Here is a 25,579-nt window from a genome sequence, read left to right as displayed (position 1 = left end):
ACCGTGATTGTGTAACCGTAAGCTCTCATACCGAATGTAAGCGAAGGGTACCCGTTTACAAATCGCTCGGTTTTCATCCGGATAGTACTTAAAAGGAAAAATCAGCTTCCATTTTCGAGACGGATGAATCCTTATTCCTGAAGCATTTCAACGTCAATCAATTGGGTTGCTTTCTCGGAATGAAAATGGCTGCGGAGGTCATGCGCAGAGCCAAAAACGGCTCCATTATCAATGTATCGTCCATCGCCGGCCTGCGAGGCTCTCGTTCTTTCGCGTATTCCGCAACGAAATGGGCGTTGCGAGGAATGTCGAGATCTGCGGCGCTGACTTTAGCCACCGACAACGTTCGTGTGAACTCGGTACATCCCGGGGTCATCGATACCGGATTATTGTGGATTAGCCCCCGTAATACCGGACATCAGCTCACCCTTGGGTTAATAATTCCTGATGCTGCCTGAACTCCCTGGGGGATCGGTATTTCAATGCACTGTGCGGGTGCTGCTCGTTGTAATGTTCGAAGGCAATCGCCAGATTCTGCATCGCCGTGGGTACGTCCGGCTTGGGCATAAAGGCTACATAATCGCGTTTGATCGTCTTCACGAAGCTCTCGGCCATGCTGTTACTCTGAGGACTGCGCACCGGCGTGGTCACAGGCTTCAGGCCGATCTGCTGAGCAAACGCCCGCGTTTTGCCAGCAATGTAGGCTGACCCATTATCCGTCAGCCACTCGATTTCTGCCGGTGCCAGATCAGCGCCACCGAACCGGTGCTCCAGTGCGGCCAGCATTACATCACGCACGACATTGCCACTGTGGCCTGCGGTCGTCGCCGCCCAGCTCATGGCCTCACGGTCGCAGCAATCCAGGGCAAAGGTCACTCGCAAAGGGCTGCCATCGTCGCAGCGGAACTCGAACCCGTCAGAACACCAGCGTTGATTGCTTTGCAGAACAGCGACCAGGTCATCGTGGCGGCGTGCGGGTATTTGAAGCTGCCTGCAGCGCGACAGCAGCAAGCCGTGGTCTCGCATTACCCGATAGACCCGTTTGGCGTTCACGGGCGGTGCATCATGCTGGGCACGATCCCGACGCACCAGCGCCCAGACCCGGCAATAGCCGTAGCTGGGAAGCAGACCGATATGCCGCTGGATTTCCTCGACCAGTCCGTTGTCCTGGGGCGTGCGCGCCTTGCGGCCATCACGCCAATCCGGCGACCGGGCCAACCGTACGGCCATATTCGAGCGCGCTACGCCGAGGACTTCACAGACCCGTTTCACTGGTCTTCCCCTGGCAACGAGGGCGAGCGCGCAATCCTTTTTTTGATCGGCCATACTCCACCGATTCGCGCAGTATCTCGTTCTCCATGGTCTTCTTGCCCAGCATCCGCTGCAGCTCCCGGATCTGCTTGAGGGCGTCGGCCAGCTCCGAGGCTGCCACCACCTGCTCACCAGCACCCACGGCCGACAGGCCGCCGTCCTGGTACAGTTTGCGCCAGTGGAACAGCTGGTTCGGATTGACGCCATGCCGGCGCGCCACCATCGACACCGTCTTGCCAGGCTCGTGGCTCTCCCGAACCATGGCCAGTTTCTCTTCCACCGACCCGCGACGCCGACGCTCCGGCTGGGTCAGTAATTCCATCACTTCCTGCTTGCTGTTGGCCATAAACACAGTCGTATGCCTACCTTCTATTTTAAGGGGGGGACTGTGCCCGGTGGTTCAGGGGGCTAATCCAGGCCCGACCCATGCGCTTGAACTGACAGGCGTGGGCATAGCGCCGGGCCCGGCGACTGAGCACCCGGCCTTCCTTGGCAAAGGTCTGCTTCAGCGCGATACCAGCACCGCCAACGGATGACGCAAGCCAATCATCTGGTCGATACGGGCGCAGAAGAAATCGTCAGTAGCGGGGCAGGCGAACATGAAGGTAAAACTCCCAGAAAACAACCTCTATTGGGCAGAAAATTGAGAGTTTCGGCTATCGGAAATTTCCCTCAAAGCCTTTGTTCATGCTGGTTTAGAGGATTTTTCAGGAGCGACTAATGCGGCCCAAGTCCTTGCTTACCAAAGCCCCTACACCCGTCGTGACGGCGATGCCGGCACCACCATCGCCCCCATGTCCACTGTTGGATGGGGCATTTCCTCCTGCGCCACCCACTCCGCCAGTAATGCTTCCAGGGAGACTGGATCTATCTATCATCCGTTGTCAAAATAATGAAAACTTATCTCTTATTTACCGTCACATTCTCTCAAGTAACTCAACAAATCCGCGACCGACACAACGTCTGCAAACTGCCTGTCCATATCAAAGAGACTAATGGCATGCGACACGGCAATGCGGTCGAAAACGGCCTCGTGAGGAACAATCGTACGAAAATTGTAGGACGACGAGTCAAACACGGTGGCTCGAATGCAATTACTGGTGGCCCCTCCAACCACAACGACTGTGTCAATTTTCCGATCGATCAAATAGCCCAACAAAGGTGTCCCATGGAATCCGCTCGGTTTCTTCTTGACGAATGCAATATCATTTTTTCCAGGCCGTAACTCAGGAACCAACTCCGCGCCCACGGTGCCTGCCAAACACCAGTGATCACTGTCGAGCAAATCGCGCTTACGGCCGTATACGCCGATATCGCCCCCATTCGAATCCAATTCAAAAGTTGTAAAAAAGCAAGGAACTTCACTCTTCTGTGCTTGCTCAACAACACGCTGGATCTGCTTGAGAGCTGAGCGGCCAATAGCGCCGCAACTTGAGGGCCAGTTTTGATCATTACCCTCCTCGCCAACCATATAACGCTGCGCATCAATAACAACGACTGCAGGTCTGATGCCAAAACCCATGCGACGAGCGAAGCGTCCTCGCTCTAACACGGCACGGTCGTCCGCGCCCAAGTACTTTTCCCAAGGTTTGGTATCCATCACGCTCACACTAGCTAATCTAAACAAATTATCTAAATTTAAATCAGGCCACGGACATCTGGTGGGCAAAAGCTAATAGTCTAGCCTCTGAAAGAGGACGACCGATCAATTGTGCTCCAATGGGCATACCATTTCTATCTTTACCAATTGGCATCGTCAAAACCGGCACACCTAAATAACTGAAAGGTCGAGTCAAGCGCGTAATTGCTGTTACGACACTAAAGACACTTCCTTTCTTCTCCATATCGGCATCAGCACGCAAAGGCACAGGAATAGGAATTGTCGGACACAGAAGAATGTCCGCATCTGACATCGGCCCCGTCAAAAACTCCTTCAAAATACGCGCCCTTACCATTAGCGCTTCCAGGTATCTAACCGCCGGAACATGCAATCCAGGCTCGGTACGTGAATACACAGCTTGAGAGTAGGCCTCGGCATTCGCCCTCATCCATTGGCTATGCAATGTGGCTGCCTCAACTTTAGAGATGACATCGCCCATGGCATAGCAGGCAGAAATTTGTGGGAAACTGGATTCCCGAATGCCTCCAAAACCGCGCCCCACACGCTCCACAAAATCGTTGAAGACTGATTCGATCTGAGGATCGCACGCCTCAGCATCAGGCAGGCGTAACACACCCACTCGGCTGTTCTCTGCAGCGACATCCAACAACTTTGGATATGCCGGTACCACCGCATTCAATGACGAGGGATCGTTTTTATCGTACCCGGCAACGGCTTGCAAAACGATTGCACAATCCTCCGCGGTGCGTGCCAGAGGCCCCGGGCAGTCCAACGAAAACGCTCTAGGAAAACAACCATAACGCGAAATACGCCCATAGGTCGGTTTCAGCCCAAATAGCCCATGCACTGACGCCGGTAGTCGTATTGATCCCCCCGTGTCGCTACCTAATGACGCAAAAACGGAACCGGCGGCTACTGCGGATCCTGAGCCGCTGGAGGAACCGCCCGCGATACGAGCAGGATCAAGCGCATTGCAGCAATCGCCAAATATTGGATTTTGCCCAGTTGGGCCCGCTACCATCTCGTTCATATTCAACGTACCGATCGTAACTGCGCCTGCTTCGTTCAATAGATGAATGGCGCTCGCATCAGCAGTTGCCTTGATGGCCGGGCGAGCACGGGATCCTATCGTCGCAGCATGCCCCACGATCTCGAAACAATCTTTGTGTGCGAGAGGAATACCATGCAAGGGGCCCCGAACTTTGCCCCGCGCACGCTCCAAGTCGAGCATCCTTGCCTGTTCCATCGCACTATCACGCCAAACTTCGATAAAAGCATTCAACGTGGGCTGGCGATCTACAGCACGAGCAATACACTGAGCCGTCAACGCTTCCGCATTCAACTCACCAAGCTCAAGTTTCCGAGCGGCTTGCGCAAGGGTGGGGAAGTTTCTTTCAGGCGGCTCAACAGCAGTAGCCGCTGCTGGTGCGCCCTTTATGGAAACACATGCAGTGGAGTCCAGTGTATTAATCGAATCTTGTTCCTGTATCTGCAAAGACTGATAGTCGGCCGGTTGCCAGAACGGACTGATACCATCCCCGACACTGGCTCGCACTGCCGAGTTCAATCGTTCAACTTCGGAAGCGACTAGCGCCGGCTCCGTGCGCGACGGCGTGCCGTGGAAATAGCTGGTGCTGGCGATCAAATACTGCGCAGTAGCTTGCTTGACGGCGTCCTTTTCATTTTCTGGACTTAAAACTGTCGTCATCATTGCTCCCGAAGCGTACTTCAATGTCAAAGTTTATTGGGGCTGAATTCCCGCGGCTTTTGCTGTTTTAGACCATTGATCCAAATCAGACACTAGCAACTTATGCATCTCTTCGGGTGTCGAGGACTTTGGACTTGCATCGACAATATGCAAGAATTTGGCAAAATCGTCAGTAGAAATAGCCTTCTTAATTTCGGCGTTCAATTTATCTCGAATAGCAGGGTCTACCCCTTTTGGCGCAAAGACAGCCCACCAGACATTCACAACGTAATCCAGCCCTGTGGCTTCCTTTACGGTAGGAATATCAGGGAAATCGTGATCCCGCTGCTCTCCTGTAAAAGCAAGTTTTGGCAATTGATCAGCGGGCGTTCCCTTAATGGAGGCCATCGTGGTGATGATCATGTCCAAACGCCCCGCAACGAGATCCAACTGAGCAGGCGAGATGCCCTTATAACCCACTGTTTGCATCTTTACCCCTGCCTTATTCGCTAGCAGTTCTGTGGCCATCTGAGAACTGTCACCCAGTCCTGCGCTTCCGAAGTTGATCGCCCCTGGATGATCTTTCGCGTAGGCAAGCAGCTCCTTCATATTTTTCGCGGGAAAATCCTTTCGGGTTAACACGACAAAAGGCGCACTAGCCACCATGGACACCGCATCGAATGCTGTCTTGGGGTCGTACGGCGTCTTTTGAACGGCTGCCGATGTCGCAAGAGAACTAGAAATGAATAGAAAGGTATAACCATCAGGGTTGGACGAAGCCACATAGCCCGAGCCCACGACGCCGCCCGCGCCGCCTTTATTCTCTACGATAAAAGTCTGACCGGTGTTCTTGCTAATGATATCAGCCAACTTACGCGCTATGACGTCATTGCTCCCGCCTGGAGCAAAGGGAACAATCAGTCTCACAGGCCGCTGCGGCCAATCTGCGGCGACAGCGGAACCAGGGGCAGACAAGCCGGCGGCCCCCACGACGCCCATCAAAGTCAAGGAGGAAAGTATCTTCAGTGTACGGCGCTTGGACATGCTGAACTCCTAACAGGGAAATACCAACAAAAATATGAAATAAGCATTATTGCGGTAAAACGATATATAGAAACGCAGCCCGCTTATGCTTTAGCTTGGGCCATTTCCAGAGCATGCTCAATCTCGGAATCTGAATATCCAAGCTCTCGCAGAACGTCCTCTGTGTGCTCACCCAAACCGGGAGAGCAGCAGAGCCGTCGTTTCTGACTGGGCATGCTGAACGAAACCGGATTTGCAATGGTTCTGTATCGCCCGACAGTTGGGTGTTCGTGTTCGTCAACGAAGCTTTGCGCCTGCACTTGAGCATCGTCAAACACGTCTTCAACAGTACGAACCACGGAACATGGCACTTGATCACCAAAGAGGGCCTCCCACTCTTCAGCAGTCTTATTTAACAAGGCTTCCCGCAACACGGGCACTAGTTTCTCCACATTCGCGGCACGCTTTTTGACAGTATCGTAACGCTCATCATCGGCCAAATCTGGCAAACCGATCAACGTGCATAGCGATCGCCAAAAATGCGGTGTGTTGGCGGAGATATATAGATGCCCAGACCGAGCGGGATGAATACCCGTAATGCCGCCGGATCTCATGTCTCGATTGATATTGCGTGGCTCACTGTCTGCCACGACTAATCTAGCCGCCTGCATCGCTAACGCACTACCTAATAGCGATACCCCCACATGCTGGCCTGCTCCAGTTCTCTCGCGCTGAAGCAAGGCGGCCGTCACCCCATTGGCGAGCATGGCAGCGCCGTAATAGTCGACTACCGATCCATAAACAATTTTGGGGTCGTCAACGGTGCCCTGAGACGAACAGATACCTGTCCGTGCTTGTAGTACTTGATCGTATCCGGCCCTGTTAGCCAGCGGCCCCGTTTGGCCATACCCCGTCAGCGAGCAATAGACTAATTTCGGATTATGGGTGCGCAGCGTCTCATAATCGATACGCAACCGGACAGGCACTGAAGGCCGGAAATTGTGAACGATTACGTCCGCTTGCTTGACTAGCCGTATGAAGGCCTCATAGCCAAACGCACTTTTCAAATCGAGACAAACTCCACGCTTTCCTCGGTTTACCCCCAAGAAAGCACGGCTCTCTCCAGGCATAGAGGACGGATATTTGCGCAGGTTATCGCCCCCCGGAGGCTCAATCTTGATAATTTCCGCTCCCATATCGGCCAGGAGATTACATCCATAAGGCCCCGCGATATATGCGCTAAGATCCAGCACCCTTATGCCTGACAAGGGAAAGTTTTCATCTATCGACATGTTTGCGAAATTTTCCAAAAAATCTCAATTCGGGAATGCGGTAACAACTGACTTCGTTTGATCTTTATTGATTACTAGCCTGCGAGAGAATGGCGCGAGCACGCTGAATAAACGGGCCATCAATCATCTTGCCTTCCAGCATATAGGCGCCATTGACGTCATTTTGATCAGCAGACTCAACAATTTTCTCTGCCCAGCGAATTTCATCCTCGGACGGACTGAATACCTCATTAGCAATAGCGACTTGGCTCGGATGAATACATGTTTTCCCGAGAAACCCGGCGTGGCGAGCCTGTTGCGCTTCTCGGCGATAGCCCTCGGCATTTGCCACATTGGTGTAGGCCGTGTCGTAGGCGACCTTTCCTGCAGTACCTGCCGCAATGCGCATCTGCATCATGACTGCATGTACGTTTTGAGGGTTTTCCCTAGCAATACCCATAGGCTCAAACAAATCCCCCAGACCTAACTGCAGTCCCCAAATCTTAGGATGAGCCGCTGAAATCGCTGCCGCATTGAGCAATGCGCGAGATGTCTCGATATTTGCCAATACACGAATATCGAGCGAGCGCTGATGCTCACGGGCAGACTGCCCAGTCTGAGCGTCCAGCATCGAAATAAAACCGAGTACATCCTCAACGGTATCTGGCTTTGGGATATTGAGGATATCGACGCCTGGCACACAGGACACAACGAGATCATTTTTCGTATGCACCGTATCAAGTGCGTTAACACGCACAATGATGCTTTTTTTACCCGCCTCGCGTAGCGACTGAAACTCGTCCGTGCTCAAAAAGTTTGCCAAGCACTCTCGTGCATACTCTTTTTTGTCCTCCAGCACTGCATCTTCGAGATCAAAGCAGATTGCATCCGCGGCGCTCTTAAGTGCCTTGACGAACAACTCAGGCCTGGAAGCAGGTACGAATAGCTTGCTACGCATAGGATCCTCTCATTTACACGAGAATCCATAGTATCGGCACTTCCCCACCTGTTGGGGGCTTGCAAGCATGATCAGAAGATAGTTATTCTATCTTATGAACACCAAACTACTCACGACCCTATTGGCAGTGCACCAATATGGCTCAATGGCCGAAGCTGCCCGACGGCTGAATCTGACTCATGGGACAATCGCCCAGCAAATACGTGCATTGGAAGGCGATCTGGGCGTCCGCTTAGTCAGACGCGCGGGCAAAGTCGTACACATTACCCAAGCAGCGCACCGCATTCTTGATGCATCGCAAAAAATTATCGCAGAAGTCGATACGCTGGCCGCACTTGCCAACACCGGTGAGCTCCGAGGGGAGTTCAGTCTTGGTACAGGCAATACTGTACTCGCGGGGAAAGTGCCTGACATTCTTGAAACGCTCGGCACCCAGTATCCAGAGATCCAGGTACGCATCATGTCAGGACAGTCTCCGGACTTTCACACGCAAGTCGAAAGAGGAATTCTAGATGCGGCCATTGCCCTGGAGCCATCGTTCACATCGTCCAAGGCAATGGGATGGCATTTGCTCTACGAAGAACCTTTCGTCATGATCGCGTCACAGAGACATAAAGATGCCGATCCACACCAGCTCCTCAAGCAAGAGCCGTTCATTCGTTACCACCGCGAAAGTTGGGCAGGGCAACAAATCGACACTTACCTGCGCCAAAATAACATTGTTCCCCGAGAAAGGTTCGAACTTGCTTCGACTGAAGCCATCACCCGACTCGTACATAAAGATCTGGGCGTTGCGGTTGTGCCCAGCGCATGGCACCAATGGGAAAATGGATTGAGCGTCGTTAGCCTACCGCTAAATACACCATGCAGCCCGCGAAAATTCGGATTGATATGGCTCAGATCGTCCCCTCGCCTGAGACTCATAGAAGCCTTTCTCGATGCAGCAATACTAACGCGTGAAAAGGAACACACGAACTGACATAGCCAATTTTGATTCAGACGATAACACTGCCATGATTCAATCATAAGAATTTTATAGTCTAGATAGTGATCATCACGATTCACAGTGATAGGATGCCAACAAGCATTGCTAAGCATTTCCCGCCTCGTGAAGATGACGTTATCGTGAATCAAGAAAATTACACCGCGCCACCCACCAAACCGTTGCGAATATTAGCTGCGACGGCATGCATTGGGTACGGCTTTACCGAAATTGCGTTAAACCGAGCGCTAAGCACCGGGATTGATTTCATCGGAGCAGATGCCGGCTCAATGGATCCGGGCCCATTCTACTTGGGCGCAGGGAAGCCTTATGTCTCTCCGGAAGCGATCGAGCGGGATCTAAAGCTACTATTAAAAGCAGCACGGCAGCACGACATCCCACTCATTATTGGCTCGGCCGGAGGTAGCGGAGGAACGCCTCATCTGCAACTGACTCGCGACATTGTTGAGTGCATCATCCGCGAAGAACGTCTACATGCGAAACTCGCTGTCATTGGCTCGGAACCCCCACGCGAGCTTATTACTCAGCGGTTTGCGGAAAATCGCATCCACGGTTTGTGGCCCGCGTTACCCATTGACGAGCAAACCATCACGAACAGCGAACGCATCGTCGCTATGATGGGTGCTGAGCCACTGCAACAAGCACTCAGATTGGGAGCCAACGTCATCCTCGCAGGGCGATGCAGCGATAGCGCCATTTATGCGGCGATTCCCACCATGCTCGGCTACGACCCGGCATTGGCATGGCATTTAGGCAAGACGATCGAGTGCGGCGCGACCATCGCCAGTCCGAAAACGGGCCAAGACTGTATCATCGGTACCCTGGGCGCTGATTACTTCACAGTCGAACCAGGTCACCCCGAAAAGTGCTGCACCGTCACTAAGGTCGCGGCTCATACGATGTACGAAAATCCGTCACCGTATGAATTCGTCGAACCTTCCGGCATCATCAATACCAAGTTGTGCACTTATGAAGCCATAGACGATCGCACAGTCAAGGTAGCAGGAACCACGTTCGAGAAAGCTCCCATCTACACAGTCAAGTTGGAAGGTGCAGCGCTGGCAGGCTGGCGCGCCGTGATGTTTGCGGGCGTACGCGATCCGATTCTCATTGCTAACATCAAATCATTTACACAACAGATTCACGAGCGCACGTTCGCCGAAGTCGAAGCATTAGGTGCTGACGCCTCATCGTACACACTAACCGTGCGACGTTATGGACTGGACGCGGTGCTAGGTGAAGCCGAACCGCTTACCGACAAGATGCCGCATGAGATAGGCTTGATGCTCGACGTTGTAGCACATACGGAACAACTGGCCGAAGCCATACTTGCCAAGGCTCGATATATTGCCATGCATACGGAATTCGAAGGTCGGCTTTGTACCGCAGGCAACTTGGCCATGCCATTCTCTCCGTCAGATATTCCCGTAGGCCCGGCTTATCGCTTTAGTGTCTGGCACGCGATGGAGCTGAATGATCCGTTGGAAATATTTCCGATCGAAATTTTCGATCTTGGCAACAAGGAGGTGATGCGATGATTCGATTACAAGACGTCGCGTCGGTATTACGCTCAAAAAATGCTGGAGCGTTCGTACTCACAATAGACATTATATTTAAAGAGAAAGTTGACTACGAAAAAATTGTTGTTGGAGGACTGCTTCAACCGCATCAAATTGCTGCCGCCTATCACGTTCGATCGTCCGATGTATTGATAACACCCTACCCAGAAGTCCTGTCACTAAAAGTGACGATGCCGAGGCACATCGGATCTGGAGATCTATCCGACTCGGACGTCTACGGGGCACAGCAACATGTGCCACTCATGCTGCTGGATTTACCAGATGCTGTCGCTTAAAGGATCGAGTAGGGGCTAATACATCGCGAGAGTTTTGCGATCGTCGTCTGGCACGGCGATTCCGACAAGTGCTCATGCAACTCTCAGCAGCCGAAGGGCCGAGTATCCCATTCGCAAGCCGGGACTGAGCGCAAACGAAAGCGGCCTATCGTTTTTTCTCTAACCTACGCGTCGATGAAGGTTCGATCATTGCTGGCCACATGCATCGCACTCAGGAGCAGGCCAGAATAATGCGGGAGCCGGTGTTGATCCTGCACAATACGGCAGCAATTTTCTATGAAGATGTTGTTGGCGAGACAAGCCTGATCGGTCGGGTCGCACGCAACACCATTTACGGCATCTTGATGTACTCCAGCTTGAAGGTGACGCTGCATGGCTTGCCCCTAGGGCTTGCGGCCGTCAAATTCCGGACGCCAGCAAGTTCAAAGGCACCAATGCACTTAAACGCAAGATCAACCTCACGCGGTACCCATCGACAAGCTATTCGCCCCCTACTCCACCGTCACACTTTTCGCCAAATTCCTCGGCTTATCCACATCCGTCCCTCTTGCACACGCCGTGTGATACGCCAGTAGCTGCAGCGGTATCGTATGCAGAATCGGCGACAGTTTCCCGTAGTGTTCGGGCATGCGGATGACGTGTATGCCTTCGCTGCTGCCGATGCGGGTGTCGGCGTCGGCGAAGACGTAGAGTTCGCCACCGCGGGCGTGGACTTCCTGCATGTTGGACTTGAGCTTTTCCAGCAGTTCGTCGCGCGGGGCGATGGTGACGACGGGCATGTGCTCGGTGACCAGGGCCAGGGGGCCGTGCTTGAGTTCGCCGGCGGGATAGGCTTCGGCATGGATGTAGCTGATTTCCTTGAGCTTGAGCGCGCCTTCCAGGGCGATGGGGTAGTGCATGCCGCGGCCCAGGAACAGGGCGTTTTCTTTGCTGGCGAAGCGGTCGGCCCAGTCCATGATTTGCGGTTCCAGCGCCAGCACGGCGCCGATGGCCACGGGCAGGTGGCGCAGTGCCTTGAGGTGCTCGGCTTCTTGTTCGTCGGTGCTGCGGCCCTTGACCTGGGCCAGCGCCAGGGTCAGCAAGAATAAGGCGGTGAGCTGGGTGGTGAAGGCTTTGGTAGAGGCCACGCCGATTTCGACGCCGGCGCGGGTGATGTAGGCCAGTTTGCATTCGCGCACCATGGCGCTGGTGGCGACGTTGCAGATGGTCAGGGTGTGTTCCATGCCGAGGCTGCGTGCGTGCTTGAGGGCGGCCAGGGTGTCGGCGGTTTCGCCGGACTGCGAGATGGTGACGACGAGGGTGCGCGGGTTGGGCACGCTGTCGCGGTAGCGGTATTCGCTGGCGATTTCGACGTTGACGGGGATGCGGGCGATGGATTCGATCCAGTAGCGCGCGGTCAGGCCGGCGTAGTAGCTGGTGCCGCAGGCCAGCACCAGGACGTTGTCGATGTCTTTGAAGATTTTGTAGGCGGCATCGCCGAATAGTTCGGGGGTGATGCTTTCGATGTCCAGCAGGGTGTCGCCGACGGCGCGCGGCTGTTCGAAGATTTCTTTTTGCATGTAGTGGCGATAGGGGCCGAGTTCGGCGGCGCCGGTATGCACGTGCACGGTGTGGGCCGGGCGTTCGGCCGGGCGGCCCTGGCCGTCGACGACCCAGATGCGGGCCAGTTGCAGGTCGACGACGTCGCCGTCTTCCAGGTAGACGATCTGGTCGGTGGTGCCGGCCAGGGCCAGGGCGTCGGAGGCGAGGAAGTTTTCGTTGTTGCCCAGGCCGACGACCAGGGGCGAGCCGTGGCGCGCGCCGACGACGCGGTGCGGTTCGTCGCGGCAGAATACGGCGATGGCGTAGGCGCCGGTCAGGCGGCGCGTGGCCTGCTGCACGGCTTCGAACAGGTCGCCGGCATACAGGTGGTTGATGAGGTGGGCGATGACTTCGGTGTCGGTCTGGCTTTCGAAGACGTAGCCGGCGGCCTGCAGTTCGGTGCGGAGTTCGTCGTGGTTTTCGATGATGCCGTTGTGCACCAGGGCGATGCGCGCCGGGCCCTTGCCCTGGCTGGAGAAGTGCGGGTGGGCGTTGTGGGTGGCGGGCGCGCCGTGGGTGGCCCAGCGGGTGTGGGCGATGCCGGTGTAGCCGCTGAGCTGCTCGGCCTGGATTTCGCGCTCGAGTTCGGCGACGCGCTGGGTGCTGCGCGCGCGCTTGAGTTCGCCGTCGGCGTAAACGGCGACGCCGCAGGAATCGTAGCCTCGGTATTCAAGGCGCTTGAGGCCTTGCAGAAGGATGGGGGTGATGTCGCGCTGGGCGACGGCGCCAACTATGCCGCACATGATGGGGGACTCCTGGTTGGGTTCCGAGGGCCTATTGATGCGCCGGGAGTCCGGCGCCAGATGGAGGCAGAGGCGGAACTGGAATGGGGTCTATTGTGGGCACAGCTTGAAGAAATTTGATTTCTTATTTTTATTTACTATGAAATAATATTTCTTTACAAATATATGTTGAAATATAATTTCATATATTTGATTTATTTTCTCAATTAGAATTATGAAAATGAGGCCTGCAAAGATATAAGCGAAGAGGAGCCTCCGGCCCTTTCAGCCCCTTCAGCTGTTTCAGCCGTTTCGGCCCCTCGGGCCCGGAGCAGCCGGGGGCCTGGAGCAATTTTGGCTCAAATGTTTAAGGGTTTTCCGCAGCACTTATCTGAAGCGATGCCTCGAAAGGGGTAAAGACCTGAACTGAAAGTGCCCTAGCCCGAAATTGACACAAGCCTGGGGCCTTAGCTGTCACCGGCAATCACAAAGGCCACGAAATTCATGCAAAACAAACCGCCCGCCCCTGTCGACCTGGACGATCTGGATCGCCGCATACTGGAGCAGATGCAGGTGGACAGTTCGCTGACCAATCAGGAACTGGCCCACCGGGTGCACGCTTCGACGCCGACATGCCTGCGGCGGGTGCGGCGGTTGACGGAGTCGGGGGTCATTGCCAAGCAGGTGGCGATTCTGGATCCGGCCAGGCTGGGCAGTACGCTGACGGCAATCATCGAAATTACGCTGGACGTGCAGAGCGCGGAACAGCTGGACAGCTTCGAGGCGGCGATGCTGGCCGAGGACGCGATTTTGCAGTGCTACCGGGTGTCGCCCGGCCCCGACTTTGTGCTGCTGGCTCAGGTGGCCGATATGCCGGCGTACCACGCGATGGCTCACCGGGCGTTCACCAGCCACGCTAATGTGCGCAATGTGCGCACCTTCTTTTCGGTGCATCGCGCGAAGTTCGAAACCCGGATTGATATTGCGTAGGGCCACAGCCCAGGGCCAAGCCGCAGGCGGCATCAGGTTCGAGCCTTCAGCACGCTCTTATAAGCCTCGATATACCGCTCGGCCATGCGGGCCGGGTCGTGTTCGCGCACGACGTAGTCGTAGGCCCGGTCGATGATGGATGCGCGCAGCGCCGCGTCGTCCAGCAGGCGCGCCATGGCGCGCGCCAGGGCCTGGTGGTCGCCGACCTCGCAGCACAGGCCGCGCCCGTCGGCCAGGCTTTCCTTCAAGCCGCCGGCGTTGGTGGCTACCACCGGCACGCGCCGCAGGAAGGCGTCCAGCACGCTGGTGCCCAGGGCTTCGGCGCGCGAACTCAGCACGAATACGTCCATCAAGGCGTACAGGTCTTCCACCGCGGCTTCGAAGCCGGCGAACAGATAGCGTTCCTGCAGGCCGAGCTCGGCGACCAGCTGGCGCGCGGGCTCGGTGGCATCGCCTTCCGCCCCCAGGTGCACGAATACGAAGTCGTCGCGCTGCTTGCCCAATTCGTGCACGGCGCGCACCAGGGTGCAGGGATCTTTTTCGCGGGTCAGCGCGGCCGCGGTGGCCAGCACGCGCCGGCCGCGCAGGTTCAGGCGCGCGGCGAATTCATGGCAGTGCACGGGGTTGGCGGGCGTGGCTTCGACCGCGCTCGGAATGATGGTGGTGGCCAGCCCCAGGCGCCGCGGCTGGGCGGCGGCAGCCTGGCTGATCGCCACCAGCGCATCGGCCTGGCGCCATTTCCACACGGTTTTCGCCGCACTTCTTCCGCCCTTCTCGAATGCGGTACGACGCGTGAAGACGACGGGCCGGCGCAGCCAGGCCTTGAGCAAGGCCAGCCAGCTCAGCGTGTTGGCGGTCTGCGCATGCAGGATGTCGAAGCGGCGCCCATGGCGCAACAGCGCGGCGCACAGGCCGGCGGCGCCGGAACATTCATATACCGTATGGCCCTCGGCCAGCGCACGCCACGCCAGTTCGCCGCCGCGGCGCGCCAGCAGCGCGGCCTCGTGGCCGGCGCGGCGCAGCTCCCTCAGGGTCAGCAGCACCTGCCGCTCTCCGCCGCGCCAGCCCCGCTCGAGATTCAGCTGCAGGATACGCATAGGGGTTCAGTATTCCAGATCTGGTTCGGTTGCAAGATACGCATTGTGGCCCGGAACTTCAGATCAGGGCCAGTTACAGGATGCGCATGGCAGCCCAGACATCCAGGCTGGCAAGCGGCGTATATGGTGCATGATTTCAGCACGCCGGCCATGCAACCGGGCCATGTCGCACACGGTTTCAGAACTCCAGATCCGCGACCGGATTCATATGCCGCACGATATTGGTCGACAGCGCCGCGAGCGCGCAGCAGATGGCCGCCACTACCCCCAGCACCGGGCCGTGCGCCACGCTGGAGGCGAAGGCGATGGCTACCAGCGCGGTGCCGGAACTCTGACCGAACACGCGGGTGGTGGCCTGCATGCCGCCGGCCGCGCCGCTGCGGTTGCGCGGCGCGCCGGCCAGCATGGCGCGGTTGTTGGGGGTCTGGAAGAAGCCGAAGCCGACGCCGCTCAGGAACATGGCCGCGGCCATCCAGGCGAAGGCCGTGCCCACCGGCAGCGCAATGGTTATGCCCAGGCCCAGGGCCATGCAGCCGGCGCCGATGGCACACAGTATGGCCACGGGAAATTTGTCGGACATGACGCCGGCCAGCGGCGCCATGATGGCGACGGCCAGCGACCACACGCCCAGCAGCAGGCCGACTTGGGTATCGTTCTGCCCCATGACCGACTGGAAATAGAAAGGCAGCGAGACGAAAGACGCCATCTGCGCGGCAAATGAAAAGCCCGACGCGGCCACGGCAAAGGCCACCGGCTTGATGCGCAGCAGGTCTATGGGAACCAGGGGGGCCGGCTGCTCGCGCGAACGGCGCACCAAGACCCAGCCCGCCGCCGCGGCCAGCGGCAGGCACAAGGCGGCGCGCCAGGGAAACTTGACGATGGCGTCCAGGCCCACGATCGCCAGCCCAAAGGCCACCACGCTCAGCATGCAGGCGATCCAGTCGAAGCGCACATGGTTGCGCGGCACGTCGGGCAAAAAGCGTATGCCCAGGTAGGCCGCCAGGCAGATGGGCACGTTGATGGCGAAGATCCAGGGCCACGAGGCCACGGTCAGGATGAAGGCGCCTATGGTCGGCCCGAGCACCGAAGTAATGCCCACCACCATGGCATTGAGGCTGATGCCGAAACCCAGCTTGCGCAAGGGATAGATGTTGCGCACCAGGCCGCCGAACAGGCACATCAGCATGGATGCGCCGAAGCCCTGCACCACCCGCCCCAGCACCAGGCCGGTCAGCGTGGTCGACAGCGCGCAAGCTATCGAAGAAAGCATGAACACGGCAATGCCCAGGCCGAACATGCGCCGGAAGCCGATGCGCTCGGCCACCGCCGACAGGGGCAGCAGAGACACTACGACCATCAGGCTGTAGGCGATGACCACCCACACTACTGCGGCCGGATCTATGGACAGTTCGCGCGCGATGGTGGGCAGCGCCACATTGGCCACCGTCGCATCCAGCGTGGACACCGCCATGGCCGACATCAGCGTAATGACGGCCCAATAGCGCCGCGGCGCCGGCAGGCCGTCCGCGGCCGGCGCGGATTTTCTTGCGGAAGTTTTGGAGTCCGCCACGGTCAGGACTTTTTGCCTGGACGCGTCCAGCCCTCGATGGTCTGCTGCCTGGCCCGGGAAACCGTCAGCTTGCCCGCCGGCGCATCGCGCGTCAGCGTGGTGCCGGCGCCCAGGGTCGCGCCCTCGCCCACTTGCACCGGCGCCACCAGCTGGGTGTCGGAGCCGATGAAGGCGTCGTCGCCGATGACGGTTTCGAACTTGTTGACGCCGTCGTAGTTGCAGGTAATGGTGCCCGCGCCGATGTTCACGCGCGCGCCGATGCGCGCATCGCCGATGTAGGACAGGTGGTTGGCCTTGGAGCCATGGCCCAGGCGGGCCTTCTTGATTTCGACGAAGTTGCCCACGTGCGCTTCGTCGCCGACGTCGGCGCCGGGACGCAGGCGCGCGTAGGGGCCGATGCGCGCGTCCGCGCCGACCACGGCCTGCTGGATGTGGCTGTAGGCCTCGACCTGCGTGCCGGCGCCGATGCGTACGTCTTTCAGCACGCAATGCGGGCCGATGCGCACGCCGTCGGCCAGCTCCACCACGCCTTCGAACACACAGCCCACGTCGATGTAGACGTCGCGCCCGCAGGCCAGCGAGCCGCGCAGATCGAAGCGCGCCGGGTCGGCCAGGGTCACGCCCTGTTCCAGCTGGCGGCGTGCCAGCTCGCCCTGCCAGATGCGCTCGAGCGCGGCCTGCTGCACGCGGCTGTTGACGCCCAGGGTTTCCCAGGTGGCGGCGGGCTGCGCGGCATGGACGGGCACGCCGTCGTGCACGGCCAGCGCGACGACATCGGTCAGGTAATACTCGCCCTGGGCATTGTCGTTGCGAATGCGGCCCAGCCAGTCTTTGAGACGCGCGGTGGGCGCGGCCAGCATGCCGGTGTTGACTTCGTGCAGGGCAAGTTCTTGCGGGCCGGCGTCTTTGTGCTCGACGATGCGCACCACCCGGCCTTGGGCGTCGCGCACGATGCGGCCGTAGCCGGTGGGGTCTTGCAGGGTTTCCGTCAATACCGCGACACCGTCGCCGCGCGCCTGCAGCAGGCGCTGCAGGGTCTCGGCCTGCACCAGCGGCACATCGCCATACAGAACCAGGGTGGCATCGGCGCCGCCGTCGCCTTCCAGCAGCTGCGGCACCGCCTGTTGCACGGCGTGCCCGGTGCCATGCTGCGGGCGCTGCATGGCGAAGCTAAGATCTGCCTGGCCGGCAAAGGTCTGCTGCACGCGCTCGGCGCCGTGGCCGACGACCACCACGATGCGGTCGGGCTGCAGCAGCCGGGCATTGTCCAGCACGTGGGCCAGCATGGGCTTGCCCGCCACCTGGTGCAGCACCTTGGGCAAGTCGGACTGCATGCGTTTGCCGAGGCCGGCAGCGAGTATGACGATATTCAGCATAAATGGGTAGAGTTAAGATGAAAATGCCCGCTGCCGCGGGCCTGGAATCATGCCGCGGAGCCCGTTTTGCCGGGTTTGCCCGCGCCGCCCGCGCGCTTGCGCGGCGCGCTTTTGGCCGCGGGGCGCTTGCCGGCCGGCTTGGCCTGCGAGGCTGCGCCCGCGGCGGGCTGTTCTTTGGCTTCGGTGGGCCGCATGGTTGCGGCGGTGGCCGCGGCCAGCGTGTCGAACTGCTTTTGCAGCATTTCCCACCAGCCTTGCGTGGCGGCCTGCACGGCGGACAAATCCATGGCATCGGGGGTCGCGCCCGCGCCGGGCGCTGCGCCACCACCTTGGGTGGAAGCGCCATCGGCCGAGCCCGCAGCCGAACCCGCCCCGCTGTCGGCCGGCTTGGCCGACGCTTGCGCGGCGGCGCCGAAGGCGCCGGCGGCATGGGATCCGGCCTGCGCGGCAGAATCCGCGCCCGAAGAGCCTGTGCCGGCCACGCCCGCACTGCTCGTGCCGGCGCCGCCTCTACTGGCCGTGCCCATGCCAGCCGCACCCATGCCGGCGGCGGGCGCGCCGCCGCCCATGAACGCCTTGACGGTGGCGATGGTGGCGCGCTGCACTTCCAGCCCCTGTATGGTGCTGGACAGCATGGACAGGTTCATCTTCAGCCAGTTTTCGACGACTTGCAGTTCGGCGATGCGGCGATCCAGGTCTTCGGGATTCATGGACGCCGCCAGGGCCGACTGCCCCAGTGCCCCGGTGCCGGCCAAGCCTTGCCAGGCCTGGCGCATCATTTCCATGCTGGCCATGAGGGGGTTCTGCCCGAGATCGGCGGACTGGCCCAGACCGGGCAGTACGAATGGATTGCTATTTTGTCGAGTGGCCATGACAGCTCCTTGGGCGGCGCATACTGTTTGCTAGGCAAGGCAGAAACCGGCCCGGCCTGCCCTGTGCGCCCGGCGGAGGCATAACCCCACCTGTTGCGGCTTATACAGGTTCGCACTCAAAAAGAGAACAGGATGCAAAGCCAAAGCCGCGGACAGCGCAAGCAGTACGGCAAGGTGCAACAACGCTGTTATCTTTTTGAGGTACGCATCCGTATCAAAGGCTGGCCGGCGGCCGGAACGCCCCGTGCGGCGGGCGTTGCCGTAAGCTTAAACTGAACTTCACCCAGCGTCTAATCAGACGCCGGCGCAGTAGCCGGTATAGCGCGCGCGGCAGCCAGTAACGCAGCCGGTAACGCAGCAAGCAGTAGCACGGCAGCCCGCAGCGCAGTAGACAGTAATGCCGCAGTCAGCAGCCGGCAGCCAACGGCGCAACGGCGCGTACGATCCGGCAAGCAATGACCGGCGGCCGATCCCGCTACCCGAGGCTCAGGCCTGGCGTGGCCAGGCTTGGCCTGCTCATCCCGGGGCTATATCCTGCTCACCTCGGGTCAATATTAATATATCGACATCAACGATACCGACGCGCTGGGCGCAGGCCCGGCGTGATGTACTCAAACCGCACATCACAGGCCAGGCCTGCCCATGGAAACCACCTACACGCTTGCGGAACTGGAGTCGGCCATCAATTATTGGCGCGCCCGCTCGCCCTCGACCGGCGACGAGCTGGCGCTGTGCCCGCAGGCCAGCGCGCTGGCCGAGCCCTATGCCCTGATGATCTTCGAAGGCCGGCGCGAAATCGCCGCGGCGCAGCTTGCGCCCGAGGCCCGCCAGGCCTTGACAGACTGGGGTTCGGCGCAAGGCCGTTAGGGCCGTTAGCGCAACCAGCGGCGCGTCCGGTTATGCCATGAACGTTCAGGCTATGCCATGAGCGTCCGGTTATGCCATGAACGTTCAGTTACGCCATGAATGTAAATCGGGCAGGCGCAACGCCGCGCAGGCGCCGGATCCACACACCGGATACATGAAAGATGGATACATGAAAGATATATGCGACGCCCAAACAGGGCGCCACGCCCTGGTTCAGAGCCGGCAGACAAGCCCCGGCCCGGGGCCTTATGAAGCCGCCGCCAGCCGGCGGCACAGGCAGTCGACGATGACCAGCTCGGCCTCGAGCGTGAATTCCCCCGCCTGCACCATGGCCCATACTTCTTCGGCCGGAGCAGTGCGGATCTCGCTGACCTCGCCGTCCTGATTGCGCGGCGCGGCCGTGGCGGGCAGCACGCATTCGCTGACCAGCAGGTCTTCGACCTGGTAGCCCTCGGGCAGGCGCCGGTGCATGCGGGTGATCATGTGCAGCGGCGTGCGGGCTTCGAGCTGGGCCGGCAGCAGGCCCGCTTCTTCATTGCTTTCACGCAGCAGGGACTCGTCCAGGCTTTCGCCTGCCCCCACCAGGCCGCCGACCAAGGTATCCCACATACCGGGATTGGTGGCCTTGGTCATGGCGCGGCGGGCGATCCACATATCGCCGCCAGCCGTCCAGGCGTTCAAGTGCACGGCGCGGGTCAGCAGACCCAGGGGCCGCATGGCGGCGCGCTCTATGACCGACAGGCGGCGGCCTTCGCCGACCACGTCCAGCAACTCATTGCGCCAGCCGCGCGCGCAGCCCGCCTCGAACAGCACCTGGGCCACGCGTTCCAGCACGGCCTTCAAGATAATGCGCTGGCCGCTGGCGGCCGTAAGATGCACGGCTTCGTCCTCGACCCTGACGCCGGGCAGGCCGGCCAGCGCCCGAGTAGCCTTGGGGGTGATCCAGCCCGATACACGCCCTGAAACGGTCAGGGGGCGCGAGCCGCTGGGGGGAAGCTGCTGGGCCTGGCGACCCAGCTTGCGCTGGCGCTCTTGCAGCGCCTGGGCCGGCACACCGGCGGGCAAATGGTTCATGCAATTGTTTACGAGATGACGCGGCCACGACACGGCCACATAGGGCAGAAACACTTCTGGCCCAAGTCGAATCAAGGCACGATTGTCGCATGTTCGCTATAATTCTGCGGTCTTTTAGTAATTCGAGCAGGTAATTCCAGGTTCACTTTATTACAAGCCTGCCATTCACCATCCTTGTGTTACCCCCGGAGACAGGCGGATTGACGCACGCCGATCTCCTGGCGAAACACGCCGTATTTCGAGGTCAGCATGAAGAAGTTGAGAGGGTTACTGGGTGCCGGCGCATTGCTGCTTGCGGGCGTTGCCAGTGCAGAAGTCAAGGACATGCCCGGCGGCCCCAGGGTCAATCAGCTCAATCTCCACAACGGGGTCACGGAAATCTCCCACGACATCATGTGGCTGCACTGGATGATGTTGATCATCTGTACGATCATCTTCATCGGCGTGTTCGGCACGATGTTGTATTCCATCATCTACCACCGCAAGTCGCGCGGCGTGGTCGCATCCAAGTTCCACGAAAGCACCACCATCGAAGTCGCCTGGACGGTAGTGCCCTTCCTCATCGTCATCGGCATGGCGCTGCCCGCCACCCGCACGGTCGTGGCCATGAAGGACACCTCCAGCCCCGACCTCACCGTCAAGGTCACGGGCTACCAATGGAAATGGGGCTACGACTACCTCGACGGCCCGGCCGCCGGCGTACAGTTCCTGTCGAACCTCAAGACTCCCGTCGAGCAGATCCAAGGCAAGGCTCCGAAAGACGATCTCTACCTGATGGAGGTCGACAAGCCCATGGTGGTGCCGGTCAACAAAAAGATACGCGTCATCCTCACGGCGGCCGACGTCATCCACTCGTGGGGCGTGCCCGAGTTCGGCGTGAAGCAGGATGCCATCCCCGGCTTCCTGCGCGATACATGGTTCCGCGCCGACAAAATCGGCACCTACCGCGGCCAGTGCTATGAACTCTGTGGCAAGAACCACGCCTTCATGCCGATCGCCGTCAAGGTGGTTTCCGAGCAAGACTACGAAAAATGGGCTGCCGACCAGAAGAAAGCCCTGGCCAGCGCCGCCGACGATCCCAACAAGAAGTGGACCAAAGACGAACTGGTCGCCCGCGGCAAAGAAGTTTTTGGCGCCAATTGCGTGGCCTGCCACCAGGCCAACGGCAAGGGCATCCCGGGCACCTTCCCCGCCCTGGACGGCGACAAGAAATTCGTGCTGGCTCCCATGAAGGGCCAAATCCTCACGGTGCTCAACGGACACCCCGGCACCGCGATGCAGGCCTGGCGCAATCAACTGAACGACGTCGAGATCGCTGCAGCCATTACATACACACGCAATGCGTGGGGTAATGCTGGCAAGGGCCCGGATCCGGTGGTACAACCGTCTGATGTGAAGGCCTTGCGCTAGGCCGGCACACGCCAGCCACGGGTACAATCAATCGTACGTTTTTTCCCAGGGCGGCCGCAATTCGGCGTCCTGGTCGAGTAGGAAGGAGTTCACCATGAGCAGCATCACTGCCGACCACATACCAGCAAGTCACGGTCACGAAGACCACGATCATGCTCATGCCATGCCGCACGGCTGGCGCCGCTGGCTATTCGCCACGAATCACAAAGATATCGGGACGATGTATCTCATCTTCTCGTTCTGCATGCTGCTGGAAGGCGGCACGCTGGCGCTGCTGCTGCGCACCGAGCTTTTCGACCCGGGCCTGCAGTTCTTCCAGCCCCAGTTGTTCAACCAGTTCACCTCCATGCATGGCCTGATCATGATCTTCGGCGCCATCATGCCGGCGTTCGTGGGCTTCGGCAACTGGATGATTCCGCTGCAGATCGGCGCCTCCGACATGGCGTTCGCGCGCATGAACAACTTCAGCTTCTGGCTGCTGCCGGTGGCCGCCACGCTGATGACGATCTCCTTCTTCGTGCCCGGCGGCGCCAACGCCGCGGGTTGGACCATGTACGCGCCGCTGTCGCTGCAAATGGGCCCGGGCATGGACTTCACGATCTTCGCCGTGCACATCATGGGCGCCTCGTCCATCATGGGCGCCATCAACATCATCGTCACCATCCTGAACTTGCGCGCCCCCGGCATGACGCTGATGAAGATGCCGCTGTTCTGCTGGACCTGGCTGATCACTGCCTACCTGCTGCTGGCCGTGATGCCTGTGCTGGCCGCCGCGGTTACCATGATTCTGACCGACCGCCACTTCGGCACCACCTTCTTCAATGCAGCCGGCGGCGGCGACCCGGTGCTGTTCCAGCACGTGTTTTGGTTCTTCGGCCACCCCGAGGTCTACATCATGATTCTGCCGGCCTTCGGCATCATCTCCGAAGTGATCCCGGCCTTTGCCCGCAAGCCGCTGTTCGGCTATGCCTCGATGGTGTATGCCACCGCTTCCATCGCGATTCTGTCGTTCCTGGTGTGGGCGCACCACATGTTCACCACCGGCATGCCCGTCACCGCCCAGTTGTACTTCATGTACGCCACCATGCTGATCTCGATCCCGACCGGCGTGAAGGTGTTCAACTGGACGGCCACCATGTGGCGCGGTTCCATGACCTTCGAAACCCCCATGCTGTTCGCAATAGGCTTCATCTTCGTGTTCGTCATCGGCGGTTTCACCGGCCTGATCCTGGCCCTGGCTCCCATCGACATCGACCTGCAGGACACCTATTACGTAGTGGCTCACTTCCACTACGTCATGGTGGCCGGCTCGCTGTTCGCCATGTTCGCCGGCGTTTATTACTGGATCCCGAAATGGACCGGCCGCATGTACGACGAAAAGCTCGGCAAGCTGCACTTCTGGTCTTCCATGCTGTCGTTCAACCTGGCGTTCTTTCCCATGCACTTCCTGGGGCTGGCCGGCATGCCGCGCCGCTATGCCGACTACCCGGCCCAGTTCACCGACTTCCACCAGATCGCCACTATCGGCGCCTTCTGGTTCGGCCTGTCGCAACTGATCCTTCTGTATGTCGTGCTCAAGGCTTGGTCGGGCCGTGGCGAAGCTGCACCCGCCAGGCCCTGGGAAGGTGCCACCGCCCTGGAATGGACTGTTCCTTCGCCGGCGCCTTTCCACACCTTCGTCAATCCCCCGCACGTCAAGTGGAACGCCGACGGCGTGGCAGTAACCGAGTAACCACCAGCCTCACCGATTTGCAGTAATGACACCTGAACAACGCCGCCGCAGCCGTAGAACCGGGTTGATACTCGCCATCATTGCCATAGCGATATTCGCCTGGTGCTTCTACCGCGGCGGCCTCATGATGGTCAGCTAACGCTTCAGAATGGCCGACGAGACCCCCGACCCTTCCCAGCGCAAGCTGAACCTCCTGCAGACCATAAAAGCCATAAGCTGGGCGTTTTTTGGTGTACGCAAGGGCAAAGGCTACGCCGAAGACATCGCCAAGCTCAACGCCAGCCACGTTATCATCGGCGGCATCATAGCGGCGATCATCTTCGTGCTGTTGCTGGTGTGGGTCGCCCACCTGGCCGTTTCCAGCGCCGTGGGCTGAACCCCATGGCCCGAATTACAACTACTTCAGTTTCGTATATTTGCATCAGGAGAACACCATGAGTGCAAGCCACTCGGCCACCCAAGGCGCAACGGCACCCTACTACTACGTGCCGCCGGATTCAATGCACCCGATCCGCGGCGCCGTCAGCCTATTTCTGGTTCTGCTTGGCGCCGCGCTCTGGATCAACAGCTACAGCCCCGGTGTCTACGTGTTCGTCATCGGCTTGCTCAGCCTTTTCTTCGTGCTGTTCCGCTGGTTCGGCGATGCCATCCACGAATCCGAAGGCGGCCTGAACAGCCAGCGAGTCGACCACTCGTACCGCTGGAGCATGGCCTGGTTCATCTTCTCTGAAGTCATGTTCTTCGCCGCCTTCTTCGGCTCGCTGTGGTATGCGCGCGAAGTGACCACGCCCTGGCTCAGCAACCTCGACACCACGACCTTGCTGTGGCCGCACTTCACCGGCACCTGGCCCAACTTCGGCCCCGCGGGCATCATCACCCCGTTCGAGACCGTAGGCCCCTTCTGGCTGCCCACGATCAATACCGCGCTGCTGCTGAGCTCGGGCCTGACCCTGACCATCGCCCACCACGCCCTGCGCGCCGACCATCGCAGCAAGGCCATCTTCTGGATGCTGGTCACGGTGATCCTGGGCTTCTCGTTCGTTGCCTGTCAGGCGCACGAATACCACCATGCCTACACCGAATTGAACCTGCGCTTCGATTCGGGCATTTTCGGTTCGCTGTTCTTCATGCTGACGGGCTTCCATGGCTTCCACGTGATTCTCGGCGCCACCATGCTCACCATCATCATGCTGCGGCTGATCCGGGGCCATTTCACGCCCAATCACCACTTCGGCTTCGAAGGGGCGGCCTGGTACTGGCACTTCGTGGACGTGGTCTGGCTCGGCCTGTACCTGTTCGTATACTGGTTCTGAACGCTGCGGGCCGCCTCGCGCGGCCCGGCCCCACGGGGCGGAAGCAATACACCGCAGTACCGGAAGCAATACACGGCAATACCTCAAGGCTGGCTCCGCCAGCCTTTTTTCCGAAAAGCGCGCCGATTGCGTCGCGCGCCGGCATCAGGGGCATGACCAAAGGCCCCCGCCAAACGCTTATTTCATGCCGGCGCCTGGCCGCAGATCGGCGGGCACGCCCTGGGCCAAGCCGACGGGGCAACCCTG

General features: G+C 59.2%; 23 protein-coding genes. 11 read left to right on the top strand and 12 right to left on the bottom strand.

Features of this window, described 5'->3' with window-relative positions; translation table 11 throughout:
- Positions 1-161: 161 nt before the first annotated feature.
- Positions 162-458, top strand: a complete 297-nt coding sequence (locus CEY11_RS26050) for an SDR family NAD(P)-dependent oxidoreductase (protein WP_408608103.1) — start codon at positions 162-164, stop codon at positions 456-458.
- Here the strand turns inward: CEY11_RS26050 and CEY11_RS06235 are convergent.
- The 6 genes from CEY11_RS06235 to CEY11_RS06210 form a co-directional block, all read right to left on the bottom strand.
- Positions 424-1,633 (bottom strand): IS3 family transposase gene (locus CEY11_RS06235; protein ID WP_088602479.1). Its coding sequence is split into 2 segments (ribosomal slippage): positions 424-1,309 and positions 1,308-1,633, totalling 1,212 coding nucleotides; the frame shifts between segments, so codons are not numbered across the junction. The genes CEY11_RS26050 and CEY11_RS06235 overlap by 35 nt on opposite strands.
- Before the next feature lie 585 nt (positions 1,634-2,218).
- Positions 2,219-2,911 (bottom strand): isochorismatase family protein, encoded by a 693-nt coding sequence (locus tag CEY11_RS06230; protein WP_088602753.1) that lies wholly within the window; start codon positions 2,909-2,911, stop codon positions 2,219-2,221.
- 43 nt (positions 2,912-2,954) lie between these two features.
- Positions 2,955-4,640 carry an amidase gene (locus tag CEY11_RS06225; protein ID WP_158215197.1) on the bottom strand — a complete coding sequence of 562 codons (1,686 nt, stop codon included), beginning with the start codon at positions 4,638-4,640 and terminating at the stop codon, positions 2,955-2,957.
- Between the two features lie 33 nt (positions 4,641-4,673).
- Positions 4,674-5,663 carry a Bug family tripartite tricarboxylate transporter substrate binding protein gene (locus CEY11_RS06220; protein ID WP_088602477.1) on the bottom strand — a complete coding sequence of 330 codons (990 nt, stop codon included), beginning with the start codon at positions 5,661-5,663 and terminating at the stop codon, positions 4,674-4,676.
- Positions 5,664-5,746: 83 nt separating this feature from the next.
- Entirely contained in the window at positions 5,747-6,934 is a 1,188-nt protein-coding gene (locus tag CEY11_RS06215) for a CaiB/BaiF CoA transferase family protein (RefSeq protein ID WP_088602476.1), read from the bottom strand.
- Between the two features lie 64 nt (positions 6,935-6,998).
- The gene (locus tag CEY11_RS06210; protein ID WP_088602475.1) at positions 6,999-7,871 is read right to left on the bottom strand and encodes an HpcH/HpaI aldolase/citrate lyase family protein; all 873 of its coding nucleotides are present in this window, start codon (positions 7,869-7,871) and stop codon (positions 6,999-7,001) included.
- A gap of 94 nt (positions 7,872-7,965) precedes the next feature.
- Between CEY11_RS06210 and CEY11_RS06205 the strand changes: the two genes are divergently transcribed.
- The 3 genes from CEY11_RS06205 to CEY11_RS06195 all read left to right on the top strand — a co-directional run bounded on the left by CEY11_RS06205 (position 7,966) and on the right by CEY11_RS06195 (position 10,729).
- On the top strand, positions 7,966-8,850 hold the full coding sequence (locus tag CEY11_RS06205) for a LysR family transcriptional regulator (protein WP_088602474.1): 885 nt from the start codon (positions 7,966-7,968) through the stop codon (positions 8,848-8,850).
- A gap of 68 nt (positions 8,851-8,918) precedes the next feature.
- Entirely contained in the window at positions 8,919-10,412 is a 1,494-nt protein-coding gene (locus tag CEY11_RS06200; RefSeq protein WP_088602473.1) for an acyclic terpene utilization AtuA family protein, read from the top strand.
- Positions 10,409-10,729: a DUF4387 domain-containing protein gene (locus CEY11_RS06195; RefSeq protein WP_088602472.1), complete on the top strand. Its 321-nt coding sequence runs from the start codon at positions 10,409-10,411 to the stop codon at positions 10,727-10,729. Before CEY11_RS06200 ends, CEY11_RS06195 begins: the two co-directional genes overlap by 4 nt.
- 491 nt (positions 10,730-11,220) lie before the next feature.
- Here CEY11_RS06195 and glmS read toward each other — a convergent pair whose 3' ends face one another.
- Positions 11,221-13,053, bottom strand: coding sequence for a glutamine--fructose-6-phosphate transaminase (isomerizing) (gene glmS, locus CEY11_RS06190; RefSeq protein ID WP_088602471.1), 1,833 nt, complete (start codon positions 13,051-13,053; stop codon positions 11,221-11,223).
- Between the two features lie 483 nt (positions 13,054-13,536).
- Here glmS and CEY11_RS06185 point away from each other — a divergent pair, with 483 nt between their 5' ends.
- Positions 13,537-14,022 (top strand): Lrp/AsnC family transcriptional regulator, encoded by a 486-nt coding sequence (locus CEY11_RS06185; RefSeq protein WP_088602470.1) that lies wholly within the window; start codon positions 13,537-13,539, stop codon positions 14,020-14,022.
- A gap of 32 nt (positions 14,023-14,054) precedes the next feature.
- On the opposite strand, the gene CEY11_RS06180 is transcribed toward CEY11_RS06185, so the two are convergent.
- The 4 genes from CEY11_RS06180 to CEY11_RS06165 all read right to left on the bottom strand — a co-directional run bounded on the left by CEY11_RS06180 (position 14,055) and on the right by CEY11_RS06165 (position 18,937).
- Positions 14,055-15,119 (bottom strand): glycosyltransferase family 4 protein, encoded by a 1,065-nt coding sequence (locus CEY11_RS06180; protein ID WP_088602469.1) that lies wholly within the window; start codon positions 15,117-15,119, stop codon positions 14,055-14,057.
- Between the two features lie 178 nt (positions 15,120-15,297).
- Positions 15,298-16,695 (bottom strand): MFS transporter, encoded by a 1,398-nt coding sequence (locus CEY11_RS06175; RefSeq protein ID WP_233154766.1) that lies wholly within the window; start codon positions 16,693-16,695, stop codon positions 15,298-15,300.
- Positions 16,692-18,065 carry a bifunctional UDP-N-acetylglucosamine diphosphorylase/glucosamine-1-phosphate N-acetyltransferase GlmU gene (gene glmU / locus CEY11_RS06170; protein ID WP_088602468.1) on the bottom strand — a complete coding sequence of 458 codons (1,374 nt, stop codon included), beginning with the start codon at positions 18,063-18,065 and terminating at the stop codon, positions 16,692-16,694. Before glmU ends, CEY11_RS06175 begins: the two co-directional genes overlap by 4 nt.
- Before the next feature lie 47 nt (positions 18,066-18,112).
- On the bottom strand, positions 18,113-18,937 hold the full coding sequence (locus CEY11_RS06165; protein WP_088602467.1) for a PhaM family polyhydroxyalkanoate granule multifunctional regulatory protein: 825 nt from the start codon (positions 18,935-18,937) through the stop codon (positions 18,113-18,115).
- Positions 18,938-19,579: 642 nt separating this feature from the next.
- Between CEY11_RS06165 and CEY11_RS06160 the strand changes: the two genes are divergently transcribed.
- On the top strand, positions 19,580-19,804 hold the full coding sequence (locus tag CEY11_RS06160; protein ID WP_088602466.1) for a DUF3717 domain-containing protein: 225 nt from the start codon (positions 19,580-19,582) through the stop codon (positions 19,802-19,804).
- 246 nt (positions 19,805-20,050) lie between these two features.
- On the opposite strand, the gene CEY11_RS06155 is transcribed toward CEY11_RS06160, so the two are convergent.
- Positions 20,051-20,878 (bottom strand): NUDIX hydrolase, encoded by an 828-nt coding sequence (locus CEY11_RS06155; RefSeq protein ID WP_088602751.1) that lies wholly within the window; start codon positions 20,876-20,878, stop codon positions 20,051-20,053.
- Positions 20,879-21,127: 249 nt separating this feature from the next.
- On the opposite strand from CEY11_RS06155, the gene coxB reads away from it, so the two are divergent.
- The 5 genes from coxB to CEY11_RS06135 all read left to right on the top strand — a co-directional run bounded on the left by coxB (position 21,128) and on the right by CEY11_RS06135 (position 25,333).
- The gene (coxB, locus tag CEY11_RS06150; protein WP_088602465.1) at positions 21,128-22,288 is read left to right on the top strand and encodes a cytochrome c oxidase subunit II; all 1,161 of its coding nucleotides are present in this window, start codon (positions 21,128-21,130) and stop codon (positions 22,286-22,288) included.
- 94 nt (positions 22,289-22,382) lie between these two features.
- The gene (gene ctaD / locus CEY11_RS06145; RefSeq protein WP_088602464.1) at positions 22,383-24,020 is read left to right on the top strand and encodes a cytochrome c oxidase subunit I; all 1,638 of its coding nucleotides are present in this window, start codon (positions 22,383-22,385) and stop codon (positions 24,018-24,020) included.
- Between the two features lie 25 nt (positions 24,021-24,045).
- Positions 24,046-24,159 carry a cytochrome oxidase small assembly protein gene (locus CEY11_RS25665; protein ID WP_233154737.1) on the top strand — a complete coding sequence of 38 codons (114 nt, stop codon included), beginning with the start codon at positions 24,046-24,048 and terminating at the stop codon, positions 24,157-24,159.
- A 9-nt stretch (positions 24,160-24,168) separates the two neighbouring features.
- A complete protein-coding gene (locus CEY11_RS06140) occupies positions 24,169-24,396 on the top strand; it encodes a DUF2970 domain-containing protein (RefSeq protein ID WP_088602463.1) in 228 nt (75 codons plus the stop codon).
- 58 nt (positions 24,397-24,454) lie between these two features.
- Positions 24,455-25,333 carry a cytochrome c oxidase subunit 3 gene (locus CEY11_RS06135; protein ID WP_088602462.1) on the top strand — a complete coding sequence of 293 codons (879 nt, stop codon included), beginning with the start codon at positions 24,455-24,457 and terminating at the stop codon, positions 25,331-25,333.
- The last annotated feature ends 246 nt before the right edge of the window (positions 25,334-25,579 follow it).

It is taken from the genome of Candidimonas nitroreducens (assembly GCF_002209565.1).
GTDB classification, from domain to species: Bacteria; Pseudomonadota; Gammaproteobacteria; order Burkholderiales; family Burkholderiaceae_B; genus Candidimonas; species Candidimonas nitroreducens.
This window is presented reverse-complemented; position numbering and strand designations above follow the sequence as displayed.